The sequence below is a fragment of the Pseudomonas sp. P20 genome (assembly GCF_016463925.1).
Classification (GTDB): Bacteria; Pseudomonadota; Gammaproteobacteria; order Pseudomonadales; family Pseudomonadaceae; genus Pseudomonas; species Pseudomonas aeruginosa.
In genome coordinates this window covers 651,229-674,220 of the sequence record NZ_JAEMVM010000002.1, presented here as the reverse complement: position 1 = coordinate 674,220, position 22,992 = coordinate 651,229, and the positions used below count along the sequence as shown (strand labels likewise).

At 64.3% G+C, this 22,992-nt stretch carries 21 protein-coding genes; 19 read left to right on the top strand and 2 right to left on the bottom strand.

Annotated elements, in window-relative coordinates:
* Positions 1 to 5: 5 nt before the first annotated feature.
* Positions 6 to 374, bottom strand: a complete 369-nt coding sequence (gene clpS, locus JHD77_RS04080; RefSeq protein ID WP_003097649.1) for an ATP-dependent Clp protease adapter ClpS — start codon at positions 372 to 374, stop codon at positions 6 to 8.
* A gap of 225 nt (positions 375 to 599) precedes the next feature.
* Here clpS and cspD point away from each other — a divergent pair, with 225 nt between their 5' ends.
* Positions 600 to 872 carry a cold shock domain-containing protein CspD gene (cspD, locus tag JHD77_RS04075; protein WP_003090435.1) on the top strand — a complete coding sequence of 91 codons (273 nt, stop codon included), beginning with the start codon at positions 600 to 602 and terminating at the stop codon, positions 870 to 872.
* Positions 873 to 944: 72 nt separating this feature from the next.
* Here cspD and icd read toward each other — a convergent pair whose 3' ends face one another.
* Positions 945 to 2,201 carry an NADP-dependent isocitrate dehydrogenase gene (icd, locus tag JHD77_RS04070; protein WP_003090436.1) on the bottom strand — a complete coding sequence of 419 codons (1,257 nt, stop codon included), beginning with the start codon at positions 2,199 to 2,201 and terminating at the stop codon, positions 945 to 947.
* A gap of 358 nt (positions 2,202 to 2,559) precedes the next feature.
* Here icd and JHD77_RS04065 point away from each other — a divergent pair, with 358 nt between their 5' ends.
* The 18 genes from JHD77_RS04065 to nuoF all read left to right on the top strand — a co-directional run bounded on the left by JHD77_RS04065 (position 2,560) and on the right by nuoF (position 22,989).
* Positions 2,560 to 4,785 (top strand): NADP-dependent isocitrate dehydrogenase, encoded by a 2,226-nt coding sequence (locus JHD77_RS04065; RefSeq protein WP_003116719.1) that lies wholly within the window; start codon positions 2,560 to 2,562, stop codon positions 4,783 to 4,785.
* A gap of 86 nt (positions 4,786 to 4,871) precedes the next feature.
* Positions 4,872 to 5,342 carry an NUDIX hydrolase gene (locus JHD77_RS04060; RefSeq protein ID WP_003090438.1) on the top strand — a complete coding sequence of 157 codons (471 nt, stop codon included), beginning with the start codon at positions 4,872 to 4,874 and terminating at the stop codon, positions 5,340 to 5,342.
* A 43-nt stretch (positions 5,343 to 5,385) separates the two neighbouring features.
* Entirely contained in the window at positions 5,386 to 6,513 is a 1,128-nt protein-coding gene (mnmA, locus tag JHD77_RS04055; protein ID WP_034077757.1) for a tRNA 2-thiouridine(34) synthase MnmA, read from the top strand.
* Positions 6,510 to 7,130: a high frequency lysogenization protein HflD gene (gene hflD, locus JHD77_RS04050; protein WP_003090440.1), complete on the top strand. Its 621-nt coding sequence runs from the start codon at positions 6,510 to 6,512 to the stop codon at positions 7,128 to 7,130. The genes mnmA and hflD overlap by 4 nt, the downstream gene beginning before the upstream one ends.
* A gap of 2 nt (positions 7,131 to 7,132) precedes the next feature.
* Complete coding sequence (locus JHD77_RS04045; protein WP_003097658.1) at positions 7,133 to 8,023, top strand: DMT family transporter; 891 nt, start codon at positions 7,133 to 7,135, stop codon at positions 8,021 to 8,023.
* Between the two features lie 75 nt (positions 8,024 to 8,098).
* Positions 8,099 to 9,469, top strand: a complete 1,371-nt coding sequence (purB, locus tag JHD77_RS04040; RefSeq protein WP_003097660.1) for an adenylosuccinate lyase — start codon at positions 8,099 to 8,101, stop codon at positions 9,467 to 9,469.
* A gap of 59 nt (positions 9,470 to 9,528) precedes the next feature.
* The gene (locus tag JHD77_RS04035) at positions 9,529 to 10,698 is read left to right on the top strand and encodes a ribosomal protein uL16 3-hydroxylase (RefSeq protein ID WP_003090443.1); all 1,170 of its coding nucleotides are present in this window, start codon (positions 9,529 to 9,531) and stop codon (positions 10,696 to 10,698) included.
* Positions 10,691 to 11,116 (top strand): GNAT family N-acetyltransferase, encoded by a 426-nt coding sequence (locus tag JHD77_RS04030; RefSeq protein ID WP_003090444.1) that lies wholly within the window; start codon positions 10,691 to 10,693, stop codon positions 11,114 to 11,116. The genes JHD77_RS04035 and JHD77_RS04030 overlap by 8 nt, the downstream gene beginning before the upstream one ends.
* Before the next feature lie 6 nt (positions 11,117 to 11,122).
* On the top strand, positions 11,123 to 11,743 hold the full coding sequence (locus JHD77_RS04025) for a DUF7931 domain-containing protein (RefSeq protein ID WP_003097664.1): 621 nt from the start codon (positions 11,123 to 11,125) through the stop codon (positions 11,741 to 11,743).
* Positions 11,740 to 12,561, top strand: a complete 822-nt coding sequence (locus tag JHD77_RS04020; RefSeq protein WP_003097665.1) for a secretin N-terminal domain-containing protein — start codon at positions 11,740 to 11,742, stop codon at positions 12,559 to 12,561. Before JHD77_RS04025 ends, JHD77_RS04020 begins: the two co-directional genes overlap by 4 nt.
* Before the next feature lie 594 nt (positions 12,562 to 13,155).
* Complete coding sequence (locus JHD77_RS04015) at positions 13,156 to 14,751, top strand: isocitrate lyase (protein ID WP_003090447.1); 1,596 nt, start codon at positions 13,156 to 13,158, stop codon at positions 14,749 to 14,751.
* Positions 14,752 to 14,929: 178 nt separating this feature from the next.
* Complete coding sequence (locus tag JHD77_RS04010; protein WP_031755628.1) at positions 14,930 to 16,948, top strand: PhoX family protein; 2,019 nt, start codon at positions 14,930 to 14,932, stop codon at positions 16,946 to 16,948.
* A gap of 78 nt (positions 16,949 to 17,026) precedes the next feature.
* Positions 17,027 to 17,581 carry a DUF4442 domain-containing protein gene (locus tag JHD77_RS04005; protein ID WP_003143818.1) on the top strand — a complete coding sequence of 185 codons (555 nt, stop codon included), beginning with the start codon at positions 17,027 to 17,029 and terminating at the stop codon, positions 17,579 to 17,581.
* 599 nt (positions 17,582 to 18,180) lie between these two features.
* Positions 18,181 to 18,594, top strand: a complete 414-nt coding sequence (locus tag JHD77_RS04000; protein WP_003090452.1) for an NADH-quinone oxidoreductase subunit A — start codon at positions 18,181 to 18,183, stop codon at positions 18,592 to 18,594.
* A gap of 10 nt (positions 18,595 to 18,604) precedes the next feature.
* Entirely contained in the window at positions 18,605 to 19,282 is a 678-nt protein-coding gene (locus JHD77_RS03995) for a NuoB/complex I 20 kDa subunit family protein (protein ID WP_003090455.1), read from the top strand.
* A gap of 80 nt (positions 19,283 to 19,362) precedes the next feature.
* Positions 19,363 to 21,144 (top strand): NADH-quinone oxidoreductase subunit C/D, encoded by a 1,782-nt coding sequence (nuoC, locus tag JHD77_RS03990; RefSeq protein ID WP_003090458.1) that lies wholly within the window; start codon positions 19,363 to 19,365, stop codon positions 21,142 to 21,144.
* Position 21,145: 1 nt separating this feature from the next.
* The gene (gene nuoE, locus JHD77_RS03985; RefSeq protein WP_003090460.1) at positions 21,146 to 21,646 is read left to right on the top strand and encodes an NADH-quinone oxidoreductase subunit NuoE; all 501 of its coding nucleotides are present in this window, start codon (positions 21,146 to 21,148) and stop codon (positions 21,644 to 21,646) included.
* Positions 21,643 to 22,989 (top strand): NADH-quinone oxidoreductase subunit NuoF, encoded by a 1,347-nt coding sequence (gene nuoF, locus JHD77_RS03980; RefSeq protein WP_003097674.1) that lies wholly within the window; start codon positions 21,643 to 21,645, stop codon positions 22,987 to 22,989. Before nuoE ends, nuoF begins: the two co-directional genes overlap by 4 nt.
* Positions 22,990 to 22,992: the final 3 nt, after the last annotated feature.

Below are 22,992 nucleotides of genomic sequence, written 5' to 3'. Positions count from 1 at the left end.
TCCGATCAACTGTCTTTCTCTATCTCGCAGAGCAATGGATGCTGGCTCTCCCGTGCATACTGATTGACCTGCATCGCCTTGGTTTCGGCCACGTCCCGGGTAAACAAGCCGCAGACCGCCTTACCCTGAGTATGTACCGTCAACATGATCTTGGTGGCTTTTTCCCGGTCCATGTTGAAGAACACTTCCAGCACTTCAACAACAAAGTCCATCGGCGTGTAATCGTCGTTGAACAGTACCACCTTATACAACGGTGGCGGCTGTAATACAGGCTTCGACTCCTGTACCGCGAGCCCCGCCCCTTCGTCCTCGTGCTCATGAGGCTCGGGATGGTCCTGATTGAATGTTAGTCGAATCTGGCTAGGTGCATGCATGAGGAAAAAAAGCTTTGCCTTTCTGGAAAGTTATGGACCGACATGATGTTGATCCGTTTCTCAGGCGTATGGTTCAGCGCCTTGACTAACTGCAAAAGGGTGTTACAAACAATGGAATACCCCTACAGGGTATCAGGGGTTCCGCACCCGTCTCGACCCAGGTCGGACGCGGGATCTTAGTGGATGATACTCCAGCGTTGGAGTCCTTTGCAGAGGGATATGAGCATGCTCAGCGGTAAGGTCAAGTGGTTCAACAACGCCAAGGGCTACGGGTTCATCCTGGCCGAGGGCCGAGATGAGGACCTGTTCGCCCATTACTCGGCCATTCAGATGGACGGTTACAAGACACTCAAGGCGGGCCAGCCGGTCAATTTCGAGATCATCCAGGGACCGAAGGGACTGCATGCCATCAACATCAGCCCCGCCACCGCGACAACCGCCGCACCCTCCGCCCCCGCCCCGCAGGAAGAGCCGCAGGCGACGCCCATCGAAGCCTGACCCCAGCGCGGATGCGGAAATGAAAAAGGCCGGTGCGAACCGGCCTTTTTCTCGTTCGGGCGCTAGCCCTTCCTACATCTTGGCAATCATCGCATCGCCGAACTCCGAGCAGGACAGCAGGGTCGCGCCGTCCATCAGGCGTTCGAAGTCATAGGTCACGGTCTTGGCGGCGATCGCCCCGTTGGTGCCCTTGATGATCAGGTCGGCCGCCTCGGTCCAACCCATGTGGCGCAGCATCATCTCCGCGGAGAGGATCAGCGAACCCGGGTTGACCTTGTCCTGGCCGGCGTACTTCGGCGCGGTGCCGTGGGTCGCCTCGAACATGGCCACCGAATCGGACAGGTTGGCGCCGGGCGCGATGCCGATGCCGCCGACCTCGGCCGCCAGGGCGTCGGAGAGATAGTCGCCGTTCAGGTTCAGGGTGGCGATCACGTCGTACTCGGCGGGGCGCAGCAGGATCTGCTGCAACATGGCGTCGGCGATCACGTCCTTGACCACGACGTTCTTGCCGGTCTTCGGATTCTTGAACTGCATCCACGGACCGCCGTCCAGCAGCTCGGCGCCGAATTCATCGCGCGCGACTTCGTAGCCCCAATCCTTGAAGGCACCCTCGGTGAACTTCATGATGTTGCCCTTGTGCACCAGGGTCACCGAACTGCGGTCGTTGTCGACGGCGTATTGCAGTGCCTTGCGCACCAGGCGCTTGGTGCCTTCCTGGGAAACCGGCTTGATGCCGATGCCGCAGTTCTCGGTGAAGCGGATCTTCTTGACGCCCATTTCCTCGGTGAGGAACTTGATGACCTTCTCCGCTTCCGGCGAACCGGCCTTCCACTCGACGCCGGCATAGATGTCCTCGGAGTTCTCGCGGAAGATCACCATGTCCACGTCGCCGGGCTTCTTCACCGGGCTGGGCACGCCTTCGAACCAGCGTACCGGGCGCTGGCAGACGTAGAGATCGAGTTGCTGGCGCAGGGCCACGTTCAGGGAGCGGATGCCGCCACCGACCGGGGTGGTCAGCGGGCCCTTGATGGAAACCACGTAGTCGCGTACGGCGTCCAGGGTTTCCTGGGGCAGCCAGGTGTCCTGGTCATAGACCTGGGTGGCCTTCTCGCCGGCGTAGACTTCCATCCAGGCGATCTTGCGCTCGCCCTTGTATGCTTTTTCCACTGCAGCGTCGACAACCTTGATCATGACCGGGCTGATATCGACGCCGATGCCATCACCCTCGATGAACGGGATGATCGGGTTCTTCGGTACGCTCAAGGACATGTCGGCATTCACAGTGATTTTGTCACCGGTCGCCGGCACCTGGATCTTTTGGTATCCCATGCTGAACTCCGTGTTGTGGTTAAAACCCTGTTGCAGCCTTCTAGGGTAGCCCAGTTGTCCGCCCGGAAACCACATCTTCCTTAGTCTAAACAGGCGAGCGCATCAGCCCGGCGAGAGGGTGGTATACTGCGCGCCATGACTTCGCAGTCATCGAGGTCCGAGCAGTCTGGGACCAGACCCTCTCCCCTCGCAGCGTCGGGTTCGCCACCATGAACCCGCCGTACAACGCTCTACTGGCGCCCCTATATCCCGCGGCATATCTCGATTTCGATTCAACCCGATGTTGAGCGAAGGCATCGCGTCCACCAACGCGTATCGAGACTCTGTGCGCGCCCAGCAAAAAAGAGAGTTACCGTAGATGTCCATCCGCTCGAAGATCACCTACACCTTCACCGACGAAGCACCCGCGCTCGCCACCTACTCGCTCCTCCCCATCGTCAAGGCCTTTGCCGCTTCCGCCGGCATCGACGTCGAGACCAGCGACATCTCTCTTGCAGGACGCATCCTGGCCAACTTCGCCGACCGCCTCGAAGCCGACCAGCGTATCGAAGACGACCTCGCCCGCCTGGCGGTCCTGGCCACCTCGCCCGACGCCAATATCATCAAGCTGCCCAACATCAGCGCCTCGGTGCCCCAGCTGAAAGGCGCGATCGCCGAGCTGCAGGGCCTGGGCTACAAGGTTCCCGACTTCCCGGAAGACCCGCAGACCGACGAAGAGAAAGAGGTTCGCGCACGCTACGCGAAGATCCTCGGCAGCGCCGTGAACCCGGTCCTGCGCGAAGGCAATTCCGACCGTCGCGCGCCTGCCGCAGTGAAGGCCTACGCCCGCAAGCACCCGCACTCCATGGGCAAGTGGAGCATGGCCTCGCGCTCCCACGCCGACTACATGCGCGGCGGCGACTTCTTCTCCAGCGAACAGTCCATCACCATGGCCAAGGCCGGTGACGTGCGCATCGAATTCGTCGGCAAGGACGGCAAGGTCGAGGTCAAGAAGCAACTGAGCCTGCAGGAAGGCGAAGTGCTCGACAGCATGTTCATGAGCTGCGGCAAGCTGCGCGACTTCTTCGAGAAGACCCTGCAGGACTGCAAGGAAACCGGCGTCATGTGGTCCCTGCACGTCAAGGCGACCATGATGAAGATTTCCCACCCGATCGTCTTCGGACATGCGGTGAGCGTCTACTACAAGGACGTCTTCGACAAGTGGGGCCAACTCTTCGAAGAGCTCGGCGTGAACCCGAACAACGGTATCTCCAGCGTCTACGACAAGATCAAGTCGCTGCCCGCCTCCCAGCAGGAAGAGATCCTCCACGACATCCACGAGGTGTACAGCCACCGCCCGGAAATGGCGATGGTCGACTCCGTGAAAGGCATCACCAACCTGCACATTCCGAGCGACGTCATCGTCGACGCCTCGATGCCGGCGATGATCCGCAACTCCGGCCAGATGTGGGGCAAGGACGGCAAGCAGAAAGACACCAAGGCGGTAATGCCGGAAAGCACCTACGCCCGCATCTACCAGGAGATGATCAACTTCTGCAAGACCAACGGCGCCTTCGACCCGACCACCATGGGCAGCGTGCCGAACGTCGGCCTGATGGCGCAGAAGGCCGAGGAATACGGCTCCCACGACAAGACCTTCGAAATGACCGCCGACGGCACCATGCGCGTGGTCCTGGCCGACGGCAGCGTGCTGATGCAGCACGACGTGGAGACCGGCGACATCTGGCGCGCCTGCCAGACCAAGGACGCACCGATCCGCGACTGGGTCAAGCTGGCCGTCACCCGCGCACGCCAGTCCGATACCCCGGCGATCTTCTGGCTGGACCCGGAGCGCGCCCACGACCGCGAACTGCGCAAGAAGGTCGAACTGTACCTCAAGGACCACGACCTGACCGGTCTCGACATCAGCATCATGGGCTACAACGAGGCCATTCGCGTCAGCATGGAACGCCTGATCCGCGGCAAGGACACCATCTCGGTGACCGGCAACGTCCTGCGCGACTACCTGACCGACCTGTTCCCGATCATGGAACTGGGCACCTCGGCCAAGATGCTCTCCATCGTTCCGCTGATGGCGGGCGGCGGCATGTACGAAACCGGCGCCGGCGGCTCGGCACCCAAGCACGTCCAGCAACTGGTGGAAGAGAACTACCTGCGCTGGGACTCCCTGGGCGAGTTCCTGGCCCTGGCCGTGTCCCTGGAGGAAACCGGGATCAAGACCGGCAACGCCAAGGCCAAGCTGCTCGGCAAGGCGCTGGACGAAGCCACCGGCAAGCTGCTGGACAACAACAAGTCGCCGTCGCGCAAGGTCGGCGACATCGACAACCGCGGCAGCCACTTCTACCTGGCGATGTACTGGGCCCAGGCCCTGGCCGCCCAGGACGAAGACGCCGAACTGAAAGCGCACTTCGCACCGCTGGCCAAGGCCCTGACCGAGCAGGAAGCGACCATCGTCGCCGAACTCAATGCGGTCCAGGGCAAGCCGGCCGAGATCGGCGGCTACTATCGCTCCAACCCGGAGCTGACCAGCAAGGTGATGCGCCCCAGCGCCACCTTCAACGCGGCGATCGACAGCCTGGCCTGATGGCGTCACGCTGACGAAGCAGAAACCCCGAGCCTACGCTCGGGGTTTCTTTTTATCGAGGCCTTTTCCGTACCGAGGAGACATCCATGAGCTGGCATCCCCATGTCACCGTAGCGACCATCGTCGAGGACCAGGGCCGCTTCCTGCTGGTCGAGGAACAGGCCGACGGCCGCGAGGTGCTGAACCAGCCCGCCGGGCACCTGGAGCCCGCCGAAAGCCTGCTCGAGGCCGCCCTGCGCGAAACCCTCGAGGAAACCGGCTGGGAGGTCGAGCTGAGCGCCGTCACCGGCATCTACCTGTACACCGCGCCGTCCAACGGTGTCACCTATCAGCGCGTATGCTTCGCCGCCCGCCCCGTGCGCCACCACCCCGAGCGCGCCCTCGACGACGGCATCATCGGCCCGCGCTGGCTGAGCCGCGACGAACTGGCCGCCCAGCCGCAGCGCTGGCGCAGCCACCTGGTGCTGCGCTGCATCGACGACTACCTGGCCGGCGGCCGCTATCCCCTGGCGCTGATCCGCGACACCCACGTGTCGCCCTCCCTACCCCAGGCCTGATAGAATCCGCGTTTTACGAATTCGCCCGTGACGCCTGATCGCTATGTCTGAATCCGCCCCCACCCCACGCCGCGAGCGCGTGATCGTCGGCATGTCCGGCGGCGTCGACTCGTCCGTCTCCGCCCTGCTCCTGTTGCAGCAGGGCTATCAGGTCGAAGGCCTGTTCATGAAGAACTGGGACGAGGACGACGGCACCGAATACTGTACCGCCCGCGAGGACCTAGCCGACGCCCAGGCCGTCTGCGACCGGATCGGCATCAAGCTGCACACGGCGAACTTCGCCGCGGAATACTGGGATAACGTGTTCGAGCACTTCCTTGCCGAGTACAAGGCCGGCCGTACGCCGAACCCGGACATCCTCTGCAACCGCGAAATCAAGTTCAAGGCGTTCCTCGACTACGCGCTGATGCTCGGCGCGGACCTGATCGCCACCGGCCACTATGTGCGGCGCCGCGACCGCGACGGGCGCACCGAGCTGCTCAAGGGCCTGGACCCGAACAAGGACCAGAGCTACTTCCTGCACGCGGTGGGCGGCGAGCAGATCGCCCGCAGCCTGTTCCCCGTCGGCGAACTGGAGAAGCCGGAAGTCCGCGCCATCGCCGAGAAGCATGGCCTCGCCACGGCGAAGAAGAAGGACTCCACGGGCATCTGCTTCATTGGCGAGCGACGCTTCACCGATTTCCTCAAGCAGTACCTGCCGGCCCAGCCGGGCGACATCGAGACCACCGAAGGCAAGGTCATCGGTCGCCACAGCGGCCTGATGTACCACACCATCGGCCAGCGCCAGGGCCTCGGCATCGGCGGTCTCAAGGAAGCCGGCGACGATCCCTGGTACGTGCTCGGCAAGGACCTGCAACGCAACGTGCTGCTGGTCGGCCAGGGCAACGACCACCCGCTGCTGTTCTCCCGCGCCCTGCTGGCCTCGCGAATCTACTGGGTCAACTCGGTCGAACTGGAGCGGCCGCGCCGCCTGCGGGCCAAGGTGCGCTACCGGCAGAGCGACCAGGACTGCGTCCTGGAGAAAACCGCCGAAGGCTACCGCGCGGTGTTCGACGAACCGCAGCGCGCAGTGACCCCGGGGCAATCGGTGGTGTTCTACGACGGCGACGTCTGCCTCGGCGGCGGCGTGATCGAAACGGCGGAAGCCTGGGATTTCGGAGGACGCCCGTGAGCGATCCGCGACAGCAACTGATTGCCCTCGGCGCCGTCTTCGAATCCGCAGCCCTGGTCGACAAGCTGGCACGCACCGGACAGATCAGCGAAGCCCCGCTGGGCTGCATGCTCGGCAGCCTGCTGGCGCGCAACCCGGCCAGCACCCTGGACGTCTACGGTGGCGACAGCCTCAACCTGCGCGACGGCTTCAAGGCCCTGGCCAGCGCCCTGGAGCGCAAGCCCGGCAGCCTGCAGCGCGAACCGCTGCGCTACGCCCTGGCGATGCTGACCCTGGAACGGCAACTGGACAAGCGCGGCGATATGCTCGACCTGATCGGCCAGCGCCTCGACCAGGTCGAACAGCAGGTCCAGCACTTCGGCCTGGTCCACGAGAACGTCATCGCCTCGTTCGCCAGCATCTACCAGGACACCCTCAGCACCTTCCGCCAGCGCATCCAGGTACACGGCGACATGCGCCACCTGCAGGTCAGCAGCAACGCCGCGCGGATCCGCGCCCTGCTGCTCGCCGGCATCCGCTCGGCGCGGCTCTGGCGGCAACTGGGCGGCAGCCGCTGGCAGATGGTATTCAGCCGGCGCCGGCTGCTCAACGAACTCTATCCCCTGCTGCGCGGCTAGCCATGGCCATGGCCGGGAGCCAGCCGCAACGGCGCAACAGCCCGACCCAGGGCGCCGCCATGCTGGCTCTTTCGGCGCTGTTCTTCGCCCTGATGGGCGGCCTGATCCGCGAGGCCTCCAGCACCGTCAACAACGAAACCGTGGTGTTCTTCCGCAACCTCGTCGGCGTGCTGTTCTTCCTGCCCCTGGCGCTGACTCGCGGCATCGGCCCGCTGCGCACCCGCCGCCCGCTATCGCACCTGCTGCGCACCACCTACGGCCTGGGCGGCATGTACTGCTACTTCTACGCCCTCGCCCACCTGCCGCTGACCGACGCCATGCTGTTCAGCTATGCCGCGCCGGTGTTCACGCCGCTGATCGCACACCTGTGGATCAAGGAGCCGCTGACCCGCCGCATGATGGTCGCCACCCTGGTCGGCTTCCTCGGCGTGCTGCTGGTGGCCAGGCCCAGCGGCGCGGTAGTGGCGCCGATCGCCCTGGTCGGCATCGCTTCCAGCCTGATGGCCGCCTGTGCCTTCGTCTCGATCCGCGAAATGAGCGACAGCGAGCCAGCCTATCGCATCGTGTTCTACTTCGCCCTGTTCGGCACCCTGTTCTCCGCCGTGCCGCTGGCCTGGGCCTGGCAGCCGCTGAACGGCCAGGAACTGCTCCTGCTGCTCGGCGCCGGACTGTTCGCCAGCCTCGGCCAACTGACCATGTCGCAGGCCTATGCCCTGGCCTCCCCGGGAGTGATCGGACCGATCGCCTACATGGCCATCGTTTTCGCCGGGGTGATCGCCTGGCTGCGCTGGGACGAACTGCCCAGCCACACGTCGCTGCTCGGCGCCGCCCTGATCTTCGCCGCCAGCCTGATCCCCCTGCTGGGCAACCGCCCCGCCGAAAGGCCCCGCTGAATGCCCCACCGGGGCGCACCTTTCATGTATGATATGCGCCCCTTTTTCGTTGACTTCCAGCCACGAGAACGTCTCATGCAGCTTTCCTCGCTCACCGCGGTATCCCCCGTCGATGGCCGCTATGCCGGCAAAACCAGCAGCCTGCGTCCGATCTTCAGCGAATACGGCCTGATCCGTTTCCGCGTCATGGTGGAAGTCCGCTGGCTGCAGCGCCTCGCCGCCCACGCCGGGATTCCCGAGGTCGCGCCGTTCTCCGCCGAAGCCAACGCCCTGCTCGACAGCCTGGCCAGCGACTTCCAGCTGGAACACGCCGAACGCATCAAGGAAATCGAGCGCACCACCAACCACGACGTGAAAGCCGTGGAGTACCTGCTCAAGGAACAGGCCGCCAAGCTTCCGGAGCTGGCCGCGGTCAGCGAGTTCATCCACTTCGCCTGCACCTCCGAGGACATCAACAACCTGTCCCACGCCCTGATGCTCCGCGAGGGTCGCGACAGCGTGCTGCTGCCGCTGATGCGCCAGATCGCCGAGGCCATCCGCGAACTGGCGGTGAAACTCGCCGACGTGCCGATGCTCTCCCGCACCCACGGCCAGCCTGCCTCGCCGACCACCCTGGGCAAGGAACTGGCCAACGTCGTCTACCGCCTGGAGCGGCAGATCAAGCAGGTCGCCGGCATCGAATTGCTGGGCAAGATCAACGGTGCCGTGGGCAACTACAACGCCCACCTGTCCGCCTATCCCGAAGTCGACTGGGAAGCCAACGCGCGCCAGTTCATCGAAGGCGACCTCGGCCTGACCTTCAACCCCTACACCACTCAGATCGAGCCGCACGACTACATCGCCGAGCTGTTCGATGCGATCGCCCGCTTCAACACCATCCTCATCGACTTCGACCGCGACGTCTGGGGCTACATCTCCCTCGGCTATTTCAAGCAGAAGACCGTGGCCGGCGAGATCGGCTCCTCGACCATGCCGCACAAGGTCAACCCGATCGACTTCGAGAACTCCGAGGGCAACCTCGGCATCGCCAACGCGCTGTTCCAGCACCTGGCCAGCAAGCTGCCGATCTCGCGCTGGCAGCGCGACCTGACCGACTCCACCGTGCTGCGCAACCTCGGCGTCGGCATCGCCCACAGCGTCATCGCCTACGAGGCCAGCCTGAAGGGCATCGGCAAGCTGGAGCTGAACGCCCAGCGCATCGCCGAGGACCTGGACGCCTGCTGGGAAGTCCTCGCCGAGCCGGTGCAGACCGTGATGCGTCGCTATGGCGTGGAAAACCCCTACGAGAAGCTGAAGGAACTGACCCGCGGCAAAGGCATCAGCGCCGAAGCCTTGCAGACTTTCATCGAAGAGCTGGCGATTCCCGCCGAGGCCAAGGTCGAGCTGAAGAAGCTGACCCCGGCCGGCTACGTCGGCAATGCCGCCGCCCAGGCCAAGCGCATCTGAGCACGCAACCCTTTTGCACGCCCGGCTGCGCCGGGCGTTTTTGTTTCAAGGACTTAACCATGAATGCTGATACTCCCCTGCAACTTCTGGGCGGACTGACCGCTGCCGAATTCCTCCGCGACTACTGGCAGCGCAAACCGCTGCTGGTCCGCCAGGCGATCCCGGACTTCGAAAGCCCGCTGTCCGCCGACGAGCTGGCCGGGTTGTCGCTGGAGGAGTCGGTGGAATCGCGCATCGTCCTCGAACACGGGAAAACCCCGTGGGAAATGCGCCGTGGCCCGTTCCAGGAGGAGGACTACCAGCACCTGCCGGAACAGGACTGGACCCTGCTGGTCCAGGCGGTCGACCAGTTCGTCCCGGAAGTCGCCCAACTGCTGGAGCAATTCCGCTTCCTGCCCAGCTGGCGGATCGACGACGTAATGATCAGCTACGCCGCTCCCGGCGGCGGCGTCGGTCCGCACTTCGACAACTACGACGTATTCCTGCTTCAGGGCCACGGACGCCGGCGCTGGAAAGTCGGACAGATGTGCAGCAGCGACAGCCCGCTGCGCGAGCACGCCGACCTGCGCATCCTCGCCGACTTCGAACAGAGCGACGAGTGGGTCCTGGAGCCCGGCGACATGCTCTACCTGCCCCCGCGCCTCGCCCACTACGGCATTGCCGAAGACGAGTGCATGACCTACTCGATCGGCTTCCGCGCGCCCAGCGCCGCCGAAGTGCTGACCCATTTCACCGACTTCCTCGGCCAGTTCCTCTCCGACGAGGAGCGCTACACCGATGCCGGCCTGCAACCGGTAGGCGACGATCCGCACCAGATCCAGCGCGACGCTCTGGAGCGCCTGCAGGGCCTGATCCAGGAGCACATGAGCGACGAGCGCCTGCTGCTGACCTGGTTCGGCCAGTTCATGACCGAGCCGCGCTATCCTGAACTGGTTGCCGGCGAGGATATCCCCGAAGAGGAGCTATTCGGCGCCCTCGAGGATGGCGCGCTGCTGGTGCGCAACCCCAGCGCCCGCCTGGCCTGGAGCGAGATCGACATCGGCCTGGTGCTGTTCGCCAGCGGCCAGAGCGTACTCCTGCCCGGCCAGCTCAAGGAACTGCTGAAGCTGGTCTGCTCGGCCGATGCGTTGCATCTGGAAAACCTCGGCCAATGGCTGGCCGATGACGATGCGCGTAAGCTGTTGGCGGAGTTGGTCAAACAGGGCAGTTTGGAGTTTGCAGATGAATAAGATCCGCGTACGCGTAGCCGACTGGCAGAAGGACAATGCCGAGCTGCGCCGCATCCGCGAAGCGGTCTTCATTGCCGAACAGTCGGTTCCGCCGGAACTGGAGTGGGACGCCGAAGACGACGAAGCCGTGCATTTTCTCGCCTATGAAGGCGAATACGCGATCGGCACCGCGCGCCTGCTGGGCGACGGGCACATCGGCAGGGTCTCGGTACTCAAGGACTGGCGCGGCCTGAAGGTCGGCGACGCGCTGATGCGCGCGGCCATCGAGGAAGCCGAGCGACGCGGCCTGAAGCGCCAACTGCTGACCGCGCAGGTCTATGCCATACCCTTCTACGAGCGACTGGGCTTCAAGGTCGACAGCGGCGAGTTCCTCGACGCCGGCCTGCCCCATGTCGACATGGTTCGCGACAGCGACTGAGGCCCGATGAGCGACGCCCCGGAGACCTCGCCGGCCGACCTGCCGGCCATCGAATTCAGCTCTCCGGGGTGCTTTGCGGTACGCAACCCGGCCAGCGCCGCGCTGCCTGCGGAACGCTGGGAACCAGCGCCATTCCGCCTCGGCGAACATGAGCCGCTGGAGCGCTTCGAGCATCCGCAGGAAGCCCGCGCCCATGCCCTGGCCCTCCTGCAGCAGGCCCGCCGCTCACTCTGCCTGCACAGTCCCGACCTGGAAAGCTGGCTCTATCACCACAGCAGCATCCAGGAAGCCTGCACCCGTTTTCTCCTGGCCAATCCACGCAATCGCCTGCGTATCCTCGTTGGCGACAGCGCCCAGGCCGTGCGCAACGGCCACCGCCTGATCAACCTTTCGCGCCGCCTGTCGAGCAACTGCCTGATCCGCCGGCTCAACCCGGACTACCCTAAAGAGGACGACGCCTTCCTCCTGGCCGACGACCAGGGCCTGCTGCTGCGCCCGAAACCGGCGCAACCGGCGGGCTATGCCTGCTACCGTGCCGCCGGGCGGGTGCGTCAACTCCAGGCCCGCTTCGAGCAGGCCTGGGACACCAGTCTTTCCGACCCGGACCTGCGGAGCTTCCTCCTGTGACCCTGTTGCGCACCACCCTGCTCTCCTCGCTGTTGGCGACAGTCGTTCTCGGCGCCTCGGCCGCCCCGCGCACCGAAGTGATCCCGCTCAACTACCGCACCGCCGACGACGTGATGGCGGTGGCCCAGTCGGTCATCGGCAGCGAAGGCAAGGTCACCGCCTATGGCAACCAGTTGATCGTCAATGCCGAGCCGGCGAAGATCCGCGAGTTGCAATCGGTCCTGCAGCAGATCGACTCGCGCCCGCATCGCCTGCTGATCACCGTGGATACCAGCGAGAACCTGCAACAGGACAGCCGCGGCTATTCGGTGGATGGTTCGACCAGCGCCGGCAACATCGAGATCCAGAGCGGCCGCGGCGAGGTCAACGGCAAGGATCGAGTCCGCATCATCCGTCGCTCCACCGACAGCCGTTCCGGCGGCAGCCAGCAGGTCCAGGCCACCGAGGGCTACCCGGCGCTGATCCAGGTCGGCCAGAGCGTCCCCATCACCAGCACCGCCACCGGTCCCTACGGGCAGATCTACAGCCAGACCGAATACCGCAACGTCAACCGCGGCTTCTACGTCACCGCGACGCTGACCGGCAACCTGGTGCACGTCACCATCAGTTCCAGCAATGACCGCCTCAGCCAGAGCCATCCCGGCGTCATCGATACCCAGAGCACCGACACCCGGGTCAGCGGCAAGCTCGGCGAGTGGATCACCCTGGGCGGCGTCAGCGAACAGAACCAGGCCGACCAGCACGGCTTCGTGCGTCGCTACTCGACCCAGGGACGCGACGACACCAGCCTGCGCCTGAAAGTCGAAACCCTCGACTGACCGACGGCGCTCTTTCCAGCGCGAATTGCCTCCCGCTCCGGCAAAGCCGCGGGGCGCGGGCTTTTGCGGGCATTTTCGATGCAAACGGAAACATCTCGACCAGACAAGACCATCCGGTCACTCTTAGACCTTCGTGTAGTAGTCTTGAAAAAACACTACAAAACGTTTGACGACGGATTTTTTCCAGAGCATGATGGCCCCGCTCCCGCTAATCAGGGGCTCTGAAACGACGAGCTCCCGGTGCCTGCGCCGATACGCCCTCGGCCTCCACCGTGTTGATCTGCCCACAAGGCGGCTTGACGAGATTGCGACTGGAACGAAGTTGTCCTGAGGGACGGGGAAGCGTTTACGTATCAGCCAGATCGAAAGACTCGACAGCGAGTCGCCCACCGGCAACCACGAGCCGAACGGCACTTGATACAGTCGAGAAGCACGGTCCGCGAACTGTTCGTCTCCACCCCCTCCTCGGCGTCATTCTTCGCCACGGTCATTCTCTCGCCATGCAGCGGTGAGCCACCCGCAAGACAACCTTCACCAGCAGGTTTTGAGTGGGTCAGTCGGTGCTCAACCAATACATTTCTTGAAGGATTGACCATGTCCGCATATCAGAACGAGATCAAGGCAGTTGCCGCGCTGAAAGAGAAGAACGGCAGCAGCTGGAGCGCGATCAACCCCGAGTACGCAGCTCGCATGCGTATCCAGAACCGCTTCAAGACCGGCCTGGATATCGCCAAGTACACCGCGGCCATCATGCGCAAGGACATGGCCGAATACGATGCGGACTCCTCCGTCTACACCCAGTCGCTGGGTTGCTGGCACGGCTTCATCGGGCAGCAGAAGCTGATCTCGATCAAGAAGCACCTGAAGACCACCAACAAGCGCTACCTCTACCTGTCCGGTTGGATGGTCGCCGCGCTGCGCTCCGACTTCGGCCCGCTGCCGGACCAGTCCATGCACGAGAAAACCGCGGTTTCCGGCCTGATCGAAGAGCTGTACACCTTCCTGCGCCAGGCTGACGCCCGCGAGCTGGACCTGCTGTTCACCGGCCTGGACGCTGCCCGCGCCGCTGGCGACAAGGCCAAGGAAGCCGAGCTGCTGGCCCAGATCGACAACTTCGAAACCCACGTGGTGCCGATCATCGCCGACATCGACGCCGGCTTCGGCAACGCCGAGGCGACCTACCTGCTGGCCAAGAAGATGATCGAAGCCGGCGCCTGCTGCATCCAGATCGAGAACCAGGTGTCCGACGAGAAGCAGTGCGGCCACCAGGACGGCAAGGTCACCGTTCCGCACATCGACTTCCTCGCCAAGATCAATGCCGTACGCTACGCCTTCCTCGAGCTGGGCGTGGACGATGGCGTGATCGTCGCCCGTACCGACTCCCTGGGCGCCGGCCTGACCAAGCAGATCGCCGTGACCAACGAGCCGGGCGACCTGGGCGACCTGTACAACTCCTTCCTGGATTGCGAAGAAATCTCCGAGGCCGAGCTGGGCAACGGCGACGTCGTGATCAAGCGCGAAGGCAAGCTGCTGCGTCCGAAGCGCCTGGCTTCCAACCTGTTCCAGTTCCGCAAGGGCACCGGCGAAGATCGCTGCGTCCTGGACTGCATCACCTCGCTGCAGAACGGCGCCGACCTGCTCTGGATCGAAACCGAGAAGCCGCACGTCGGCCAGATCAAGGCAATGGTCGATCGCATCCGCGAAGTGATTCCGAACGCCAAGCTGGTCTACAACAACAGCCCGTCCTTCAACTGGACCCTGAACTTCCGCCAGCAGGTGTTCGATGCGTTCGTCGCCGAAGGCAAGGACGTTTCCGCCTACGACCGCAACAAGCTGATGAGCGTCGAGTACGACGACACCGAGCTGGCCAAGGTCGCCGACGAGAAGATCCGCACCTTCCAGCGCGATGGCTCGGCCCACGCCGGCATCTTCCACCACCTGATCACCCTGCCGACCTACCACACCGCCGCGCTGTCCACCGACAACCTGGCCAAGGGCTACTTCGCCGACGAAGGCATGCTGGCCTACGTGAAGGGCGTGCAGCGCCAGGAACTGCGCCAGGGCATCGCCTGCGTCAAGCACCAGAACATGGCGGGCTCCGACATCGGCGACAACCATAAAGAGTACTTCGCTGGCGAAGCCGCTCTGAAGGCCAGCGGCAAAGACAACACCATGAACCAGTTCCACTAAGGAACAGGGGCCAGCCGGGCAGCCACGATCTGCCCGGCCCGCCTCGCGAAAACCCCGGCTCCGGCCGGGGTTTTTCATTTCCGGATCATGGCAAAAGGCCTCGAGTGCCTGTCATCGTCCCGTCGCTTTCAGCGGTTAGCGTCAATGCTCCGTCGATCAGCCCACAAGGAGCACGTCCGTGAGCCTGGAGAAAAAAGATGCCATCCTGTTCGGTGATGGCGACGAGTTGCCCAGCAACCATTCGAACAACCCGCACATGAACGACCTGATCGCCGGCCTCGGCCGCCGCCAGGTCCTGGCCGGCGGCGCGGCGCTCGGCGCCCTCGCCTTCCTCGGCGTCGCGCTCCCCGCCAGCGCCGCTCCCGCCGAAGCGCAGGTGCCCGCCGCGGAAGGCCTGCGCGGCTTGCCTTTCAAACGCCGCAACCGCTTGCCCTTCGAAGCCATCGCCAGCGGCCGTGCCGATACCATCCGGGTGCCCGCCGGCTACAAGGCGACGCCCTTCATACCCTGGGGCACCCCGATCAGCGGCAGTTATCCGGGCTTCCTCGACGACGCCAGCAACAGCGCCCAGGACCAGGCCGAACAGATCGGCATGCACCACGACGGCATGCACTTCTTCCCGATCGACGCGCAGTTCGGCTTCGGCGGCGGACACATCAGCAACCATGGCCTGCTGGTGCTCAACCATGAATACATCGACGCGCCGCTGCTGCACACCAATGGCCCGACCGTGGTCGATGGCAAGCGCACCGTCGCCGATGAAGTGCGCAAGGAAATCAACGCCCATGGCGTTTCCGTCGTGGAGATCCGTCGCAACGTGCGTGGCGAGTGGAATGTCGTGCCGTCGCAACGAAATCGCCGGATCACCGCCGCCACGCCGATGCGTATCGCCGGCCCGGCGCGCGGCCACGAACTGCTGCGCACCCGCCACAGTCCGGACGGCACCCGCACCCGCGGCACCCATAACAACTGTTCCAACGGTTTCACCCCCTGGGGCACCTACCTCACCTGCGAGGAGAACTGGGTCGGCTATTTCTCCACCCAGGACAGCGAACTGCCGCGCGAACTGACCCGCTACGGCATTCGCAACACCAGCCGTTTCGGCTGGGAAACCCTGGCGGGCGACGAGTTCGAACGCTTCGACGCCACCCGCAAGGGCAAACAGGCCCAGGACGACTACCGCAACGAACCGAACAACTTCGGCTGGATCGTCGAGATCGACCCGTTCGACCCGCAATCGGTGCCGGTCAAGCGCACCGCTCTCGGCCGCTTCGCCCACGAAGGCCTGGTCTTCGCCCCGGTCAAGCCGGGCCGCCAGGTAGTCTGCTACTCCGGCGACGACTCGCAGAACGAGTACATCTACAAGTACGTCAGCCGCGACAAGTTCCGTCCGGGTCGCAGCAACGCTCGCCTGCTCGACGAAGGCACCCTCTACGTCGCCCGCTTCAACGCCGATGGCAGCGGCCAGTGGCTGCCGCTGGACATCGCCGACGGCAACTTCCGCGCGGCCTGTCGCAAGGCCGGGGTGAGCTTCGCCGACCAGGGCGAAGTGCTGATCAACACCCGCCTGGCCGCCGATGTCCTCGGCGCGACCAAGATGGATCGCCCGGAGTGGGGCGCGGTCAACCCGGACAACGGCGACGTCTACTTCACCCTCACCAACAACACGTCGCGCACCGTCGCCGACGCGGCCAACCCACGGGTGAAGAACGCCTACGGCCATATCATCCGCTGGCGCGAACGCAGCCGCGACTATGCCGGGCAACGCTTCACCTGGGACCTGTTCATGCTCGCCGGTCCCGGCGAAGACAGCCGCGGCCCGGACGGCAAGCCGCTGAACCAGGACAATATCCTGGCCAGCCCCGACGGCCTCTGGTTCGACCCGGAAGGCCGCCTGTGGATCCAGACCGACATGAGCGGCAGCCAGTTGAGCAGCGGCCCGTTCGGCAACAACCAGATGCTGGTGGCCGACCCGCGCACCGGCGAACTGAAGCGCTTCCTCACCGGTCCGCTGGGTTGCGAGGTGACCGGCATTGCCGCGACGCCGGACTTCCGTACGCTGTTCATCAACATCCAGCACCCGGGGGAAGGCTCGACCGCCGATAACCTCCTCAGCACCTGGCCGGGCGGGCCGGGCCGCCGGCCACGCTCGGCCACCGTGGTGATCACCCGCGAAGACGGCCGACGCCTGCTCTGACGCGCCACGACGACCTGCGTTGGCCGGAATGCCGGCGCAGGTCGCCGCTACAGCCGTGGGCAAGCCCGGGCAAAGCGGGTGGAATGCAGGCTCCCCTCTCTATGGAAGGACGCCAGCATGCCCAAGCGCAATCGTCTCAGCCGCGCCGTCGGCGCCATCAACCTCCTCCCCCGCCGCCTGCGCAGCCGCAGCCTGACGCTGCTGCTGGGCTCCCAAGTGCGCTTCGCCGGCACGGCGAGGGTGCGCATCCATGAACTGGGGCAGGAGCGCGCCATCCTCAGCCTGAAGAACCGTCGACCGGTGCAGAACCACATAAAAGGTATCCATGCCGCGGCGATGGCCTTGCTCGCCGAGTCGGCCAGCGGCTTCCTGGTCGGAATGAACGTACCGGACGACAAGCTGCCGCTGATCAAGACCATGAAGATCGACTATCTCAAGCGCGCCCAGGGCGACCTGACCGCCATCGCGACGCTGGAGGCCGGACAGATCGAGCAGATACGGCAACAGGACAAGGGCGAGGTCCGCGTGGCGGTGTTGGTCAGCGACGAGAACGGCAACCAGCCGATCGCCTGCGAAATGGTCTGGGCCTGGGTCGGCAAGAAACCCCGGGTCGCTACCGCAGCCCCCAGGTAGCGCACCTCCGGAGCGACTACATCTACGCTGCGAAGCGAACCGCCGCAAACCTTGCCCAGCGCCTTCGCATCCGTCACGAAGAACCGCGGGCGCAGCCCCAGGCGGCGCCGCAGCCGGGTTGCCATGGTGCGGAAAGAAGAAAAACCGCCATGCGCCCGGCCCGGAGAATATTCCCGGTTTAATGCAATAACGGATTGGGCGAGAGTAATTACCAATAAAAGGGTAAACAATAGTAACGCGGCGAAGAATATATGTAGCGAAGTTATACGGATGCGACATTGCAAACGATATTCATTATCGTTTGAAGCCTTGCAAAGAGCCCTCCACCACGCTTCGCGGCAATACGACCAAAAGCCAGCCAGGCCGCGCCATTTCTCGCAAAGACAGCATTCACGAGGGTTTCGGGGATTAACCAAAGCGCTGGAAAAAGCAGAGAAGCGTCTGTTTGTGTTAGAAAAATTTACTTGTCCGGCGCTTTGGGCATAAAATCGGAAAGATACATACAACCCTTAGCTCACTACGCAGCGGGTTGCACAAGAAGTCGGGCATTGCGCCCAGAACCCACGATCTTATATATCCGGTACAGAAGGAGTATCAGCATGCCAAACCCAGCTGAACTTGCAGCTCATCACTGGGGATTCGCTGCCTTCCTTCTAGGGGTCGTTGGCCTTCTCGCCTTCATGCTAGGGGTTTCGTCCCTGCTTGGCAGCAAGGCATTTGGTCGCAGCAAGAACGAACCCTTCGAATCCGGGATCGTCCCCACCGGAGGCGCACGCCTGCGTCTCTCGGCAAAATTCTATCTGGTCGCGATGCTCTTCGTGATCTTCGACGTCGAAGCCCTCTTCCTCTTCGCCTGGTCGGTGTCGGTTCGCGAAAGCGGCTGGGCCGGCCTGATCGAGGCAACCATTTTCATAGCAATTCTGTTGGCGGGTCTTGTCTATCTTTGGCGGATCGGTGCGCTCGATTGGGCTCCCGAAAGCCGTCGCAAGCGGCAGGCGAAGCTAAAACAATGAGGCTTTGGCGATGCAATACAAACTTACCCGGATCGATCCCGATGCGGCCAACGACCAATACCCGATAGGCGAACGGGAAACCGTAGCCGACCCGCTGGTCGAGGGCCAGGTTCACAAGAACATCTTCATGGGCAAGCTCGAGGATGTGCTGAACTCCACCGTCAACTGGGGTCGCAAGAACTCGCTCTGGCCCTATAACTTCGGGCTGTCGTGCTGCTACGTGGAGATGACCACCGCCTTCACCGCGCCGCACGATATCGCCCGCTTCGGCGCCGAAGTGATCCGGGCGTCGCCGCGCCAGGCCGACTTCATGGTCATCGCCGGCACCTGCTTCATCAAGATGGCCCCGGTCATCCAGCGCCTCTACGAGCAGATGCTCGAACCCAAGTGGGTCATCTCCATGGGCTCGTGCGCCAATTCCGGCGGCATGTACGACATCTATTCGGTGGTCCAGGGGGTCGACAAGTTCCTCCCCGTGGACGTCTACATCCCCGGCTGCCCGCCCCGTCCGGAGGCGTTCCTGCAAGGCCTGATGCTGTTGCAGGAATCCATCGGCCAGGAGCGCCGCCCGCTGTCCTGGGTCGTTGGCGACCAGGGGGTCTACCGCGCCGAAATGCCGGCCCAGAAAGACCTGAAACGCGAGCAGCGCATCCAGGTGACCAACCTGCGCAGCCCCGACGAAGTGTGATCCGGAACTCCCGGCCAGCCCCGCTGGCCGGCCGAGACCAGCCGCGTTCACCCCACCGTTGACCGAAAGCGACCGAGACCATGACTGCAGACTCCGCTCTGTACATCCCGCCTTACAAGGCAGACGACCAGGATATCGTCGTCGAACTGAATTCCCGCTTTGGCGCCGAGACCTTCACCGTCCAGCCCACCCGTACCGGCATGCCGGTGCTCTGGGTCCCGCGCGAAAGACTGATCGAAGTCCTGACCTTCCTCCGTCAGGTACCCAAGCCCTACGTGATGCTCTACGACCTGCACGGCGTCGACGAGCGGCTGCGCACCCATCGCCGCGGCCTGCCGAGCGCCGACTTCAGCGTGTTCTACCACCTGATGTCGCTGGAGCGTAATAGTGACGTGATGATCAAGGTCGCCTTGTCCGAGCGCGACCTCAACCTGCCCACCGCCACCCGTATCTGGCCCAACGCCAACTGGTACGAGCGCGAAGTGTGGGACATGTACGGCATCACCTTCACCGGCCACCCGCACCTGACCCGCATGCTGATGCCGCCGACCTGGCAGGGCCATCCGCTGCGCAAGGACTACCCGGCGCGCGCCACCGAGTTCGATCCCTACTCCCTGTCCGCCGCAAAGCAGGACCTGGAGCAGGAGGCCCTGCGCTTCAAGCCGGAAGACTGGGGCATGAAGCGCCACGGCGAGAACGAGGACTACATGTTCCTCAACCTCGGCCCGAACCACCCGTCCGCCCACGGCGCGTTCCGCATCATCCTGCAACTGGACGGCGAGGAGATCATCGACTGCGTCCCGGAGATCGGCTACCACCACCGCGGCGCCGAGAAGATGGCCGAGCGCCAGTCCTGGCACAGTTTCATCCCCTACACCGACCGCATCGACTACCTCGGCGGGGTGATGAACAACCTGCCCTACGTACTCTCGGTGGAGAAGCTCGCCGGGATCAAGGTGCCGCAGCGGGTCGACGTGATCCGGATCATGATGGCGGAGTTCTTCCGTATCCTGAACCACCTGCTGTACCTGGGCACCTATATCCAGGACGTCGGCGCCATGACCCCGGTGTTCTTCACCTTCACCGACCGCCAGCGCGCCTACAAGGTGGTCGAGGCCATCACCGGCTTCCGCCTGCACCCGGCCTGGTACCGCATCGGCGGCGTCGCCCACGACCTGCCGCGCGGCTGGGACAAGCTGGTCCGCGAGTTCCTCGACTGGATGCCCAAGCGCCTCGACGAGTACGAGACCGCGGCCCTGAAGAACAGCATCTTGCGCGGCCGGACCATCGGCGTCGCCCAGTACAACACCAAGGAAGCCCTCGAGTGGGGCACCACCGGCGCCGGCCTGCGCGCCACCGGTTGCGACTTCGACCTGCGCAAGGCCCGCCCCTACTCCGGCTACGAGAACTTCGAGTTCGAGGTACCGCTGGCCCACAACGGCGACGCCTACGACCGCTGCATGGTCAAGATGGGCGAGATGCGCCAGAGCCTGCGGATCATCGAACAGTGCCTGAAGAACATGCCGGAAGGCCCTTACAAGGCCGACCATCCGCTGACCACGCCGCCGCCGAAAGAACGCACGCTGCAACACATCGAAACCCTGATCACCCACTTCCTGCAGGTTTCCTGGGGCCCGGTCATGCCGGCCAACGAAGCCTTCCAGATGATCGAGGCGACCAAGGGTATCAACAGCTACTACCTGACCAGCGACGGCAGCACCATGAGCTACCGCACGCGTATCCGGACGCCCAGCTTCGCGCACCTGCAACAGATCCCCTCGGTGATCAACGGCAGCATGATCGCGGACCTGATCGCCTACCTGGGTAGCATCGATTTCGTTATGGCTGACGTGGACCGCTGACATGAGCCAGAGCAACCTGATTCAGACCGACCGTTTCGTCCTCAGCGAAACCGAGCGCTCGTCCATCGAGCATGAAATGCATCACTACGAGGACCCGCGCGCGGCGTCCATCGAAGCCCTGAAGATCGTCCAGAAACAGCGCGGCTGGGTGCCGGACGGCGCCATCCCGGCGATCGGCGAGGTGCTGGGGATCCCGGCCAGCGACGTCGAAGGCGTCGCCACCTTCTATAGTCAGATATTCCGCCAGCCGGTGGGCCGCCACATCATCCGCGTCTGCGACAGCATGGTCTGCTACATCGGCGGCCACGAGTCGGTGGTCGGCGAGATCCAGAAGCAACTCGGCATCGGTCTCGGCCAGACTACCGCCGACGGTCGCTTCACCCTGCTCCCGGTCTGCTGCCTGGGCAACTGCGACAAGGCCCCGGCGCTGATGATCGACGACGACACCCATGGCGACGTGCGTCCCGACGGTGTCGCCAAACTGCTGGAGGCCTACGTATGACCCTTACCTCCATTGGTCCGGCCAACCGCATGGCGCGTTCGGCGGAAACCCATCCGCTGACCTGGCGCCTGCGCGAAGACGCCCAGCCCGTCTGGCTCGAGGAATACCAGAGCAAGGACGGCTATGCCGCGGCGCGCAAGGCGCTGACCCAGATGGCCCAGGACGACATCGTCCAGACCGTCAAGGACTCCGGCCTCAAGGGCCGCGGCGGCGCGGGCTTCCCCACCGGCGTGAAGTGGGGCCTGATGCCGAAGGACGAGTCGCTGAACATCCGCTACCTGCTGTGCAACGCGGACGAGATGGAGCCGAACACCTGGAAGGACCGCATGCTCATGGAGCAGCTGCCGCACCTGCTGGTGGAAGGCATGCTGATTTCCGCGCGCGCGCTGAAGGCCTACCGCGGCTACATCTTCCTGCGCGGCGAATACGTCGACGCGGCGCGCAACCTCAACCGCGCCATCGACGAAGCCAAGGCCGCCGGCCTGCTCGGCAAGAACATCCTCGGCAGCGGCTTCGATTTCGAGCTGTTCGTCCACACCGGTGCCGGCCGCTACATCTGCGGCGAAGAGACCGCGCTGATCAACTCGCTGGAAGGCCGCCGCGCCAACCCACGTTCCAAACCGCCCTTCCCTGCCGCCGTCGGCGTCTGGGGCAAGCCGACCTGCGTGAACAACGTGGAGACGCTGTGCAACGTGCCGGCCATCGTCGGCAACGGCGTGGACTGGTACAAGACCCTGGCCCGCCCCGGCAGCGAAGACATGGGCACCAAGCTGATGGGCTTCTCCGGCAAGGTGAAGAACCCCGGCCTGTGGGAACTGCCGTTCGGCGTCAGCGCCCGCGAGCTGTTCGAGGACTACGCCGGCGGCATGCGCGACGGCTTCCAGCTCAAGGCCTGGCAGCCCGGCGGCGCCGGTACCGGCTTCCTGCTCCCGGAGCACCTGGATGCGCAGATGTTCGCCGGCGGCATCGCCAAGGTCGGCACCCGGATGGGCACCGGCCTGGCCATGGCGGTGGACGACAGCATCAACATGGTTTCCCTGCTGCGCAACATGGAAGAGTTCTTCGCCCGCGAGTCCTGCGGCTGGTGCACCCCCTGCCGCGATGGCCTGCCGTGGAGCGTGAAGCTGCTGCGCGCCCTGGAGCGGGGCGAAGGCCAGCCCGGCGACCTCGAGACCCTCGAGCAGCTGGTCAACTTCCTCGGCCCAGGCAAGACCTTCTGCGCCCACGCGCCGGGAGCCGTCGAGCCGCTGGGCAGCGCCCTCAAGTATTTCCGTGCCGAATTCGAGGCGGGCATCTCCCGCCAGCCTTCGGCCGCGCCGCGCCCGGCAACGGTCGGCGCCTGATGC

Coding starts and splice junctions, on each gene's coding strand:
- clpS (WP_003097649.1), bottom strand. CDS start 374: ATGCATGCACCTAGCCAGATTCGACTAACATTCAATCAGGACCATCCC.
- cspD (WP_003090435.1), top strand. CDS start 600: ATGCTCAGCGGTAAGGTCAAGTGGTTCAACAACGCCAAGGGCTACGGG.
- icd (WP_003090436.1), bottom strand. CDS start 2,201: ATGGGATACCAAAAGATCCAGGTGCCGGCGACCGGTGACAAAATCACT.
- JHD77_RS04065 (WP_003116719.1), top strand. CDS start 2,560: ATGTCCATCCGCTCGAAGATCACCTACACCTTCACCGACGAAGCACCC.
- JHD77_RS04060 (WP_003090438.1), top strand. CDS start 4,872: ATGAGCTGGCATCCCCATGTCACCGTAGCGACCATCGTCGAGGACCAG.
- mnmA (WP_034077757.1), top strand. CDS start 5,386: ATGTCTGAATCCGCCCCCACCCCACGCCGCGAGCGCGTGATCGTCGGC.
- JHD77_RS04045 (WP_003097658.1), top strand. CDS start 7,133: ATGGCCATGGCCGGGAGCCAGCCGCAACGGCGCAACAGCCCGACCCAG.
- purB (WP_003097660.1), top strand. CDS start 8,099: ATGCAGCTTTCCTCGCTCACCGCGGTATCCCCCGTCGATGGCCGCTAT.
- JHD77_RS04035 (WP_003090443.1), top strand. CDS start 9,529: ATGAATGCTGATACTCCCCTGCAACTTCTGGGCGGACTGACCGCTGCC.
- JHD77_RS04030 (WP_003090444.1), top strand. CDS start 10,691: ATGAATAAGATCCGCGTACGCGTAGCCGACTGGCAGAAGGACAATGCC.
- JHD77_RS04025 (WP_003097664.1), top strand. CDS start 11,123: ATGAGCGACGCCCCGGAGACCTCGCCGGCCGACCTGCCGGCCATCGAA.
- JHD77_RS04015 (WP_003090447.1), top strand. CDS start 13,156: ATGTCCGCATATCAGAACGAGATCAAGGCAGTTGCCGCGCTGAAAGAG.
- JHD77_RS04000 (WP_003090452.1), top strand. CDS start 18,181: ATGCCAAACCCAGCTGAACTTGCAGCTCATCACTGGGGATTCGCTGCC.
- JHD77_RS03995 (WP_003090455.1), top strand. CDS start 18,605: ATGCAATACAAACTTACCCGGATCGATCCCGATGCGGCCAACGACCAA.
- nuoC (WP_003090458.1), top strand. CDS start 19,363: ATGACTGCAGACTCCGCTCTGTACATCCCGCCTTACAAGGCAGACGAC.
- nuoE (WP_003090460.1), top strand. CDS start 21,146: ATGAGCCAGAGCAACCTGATTCAGACCGACCGTTTCGTCCTCAGCGAA.
- nuoF (WP_003097674.1), top strand. CDS start 21,643: ATGACCCTTACCTCCATTGGTCCGGCCAACCGCATGGCGCGTTCGGCG.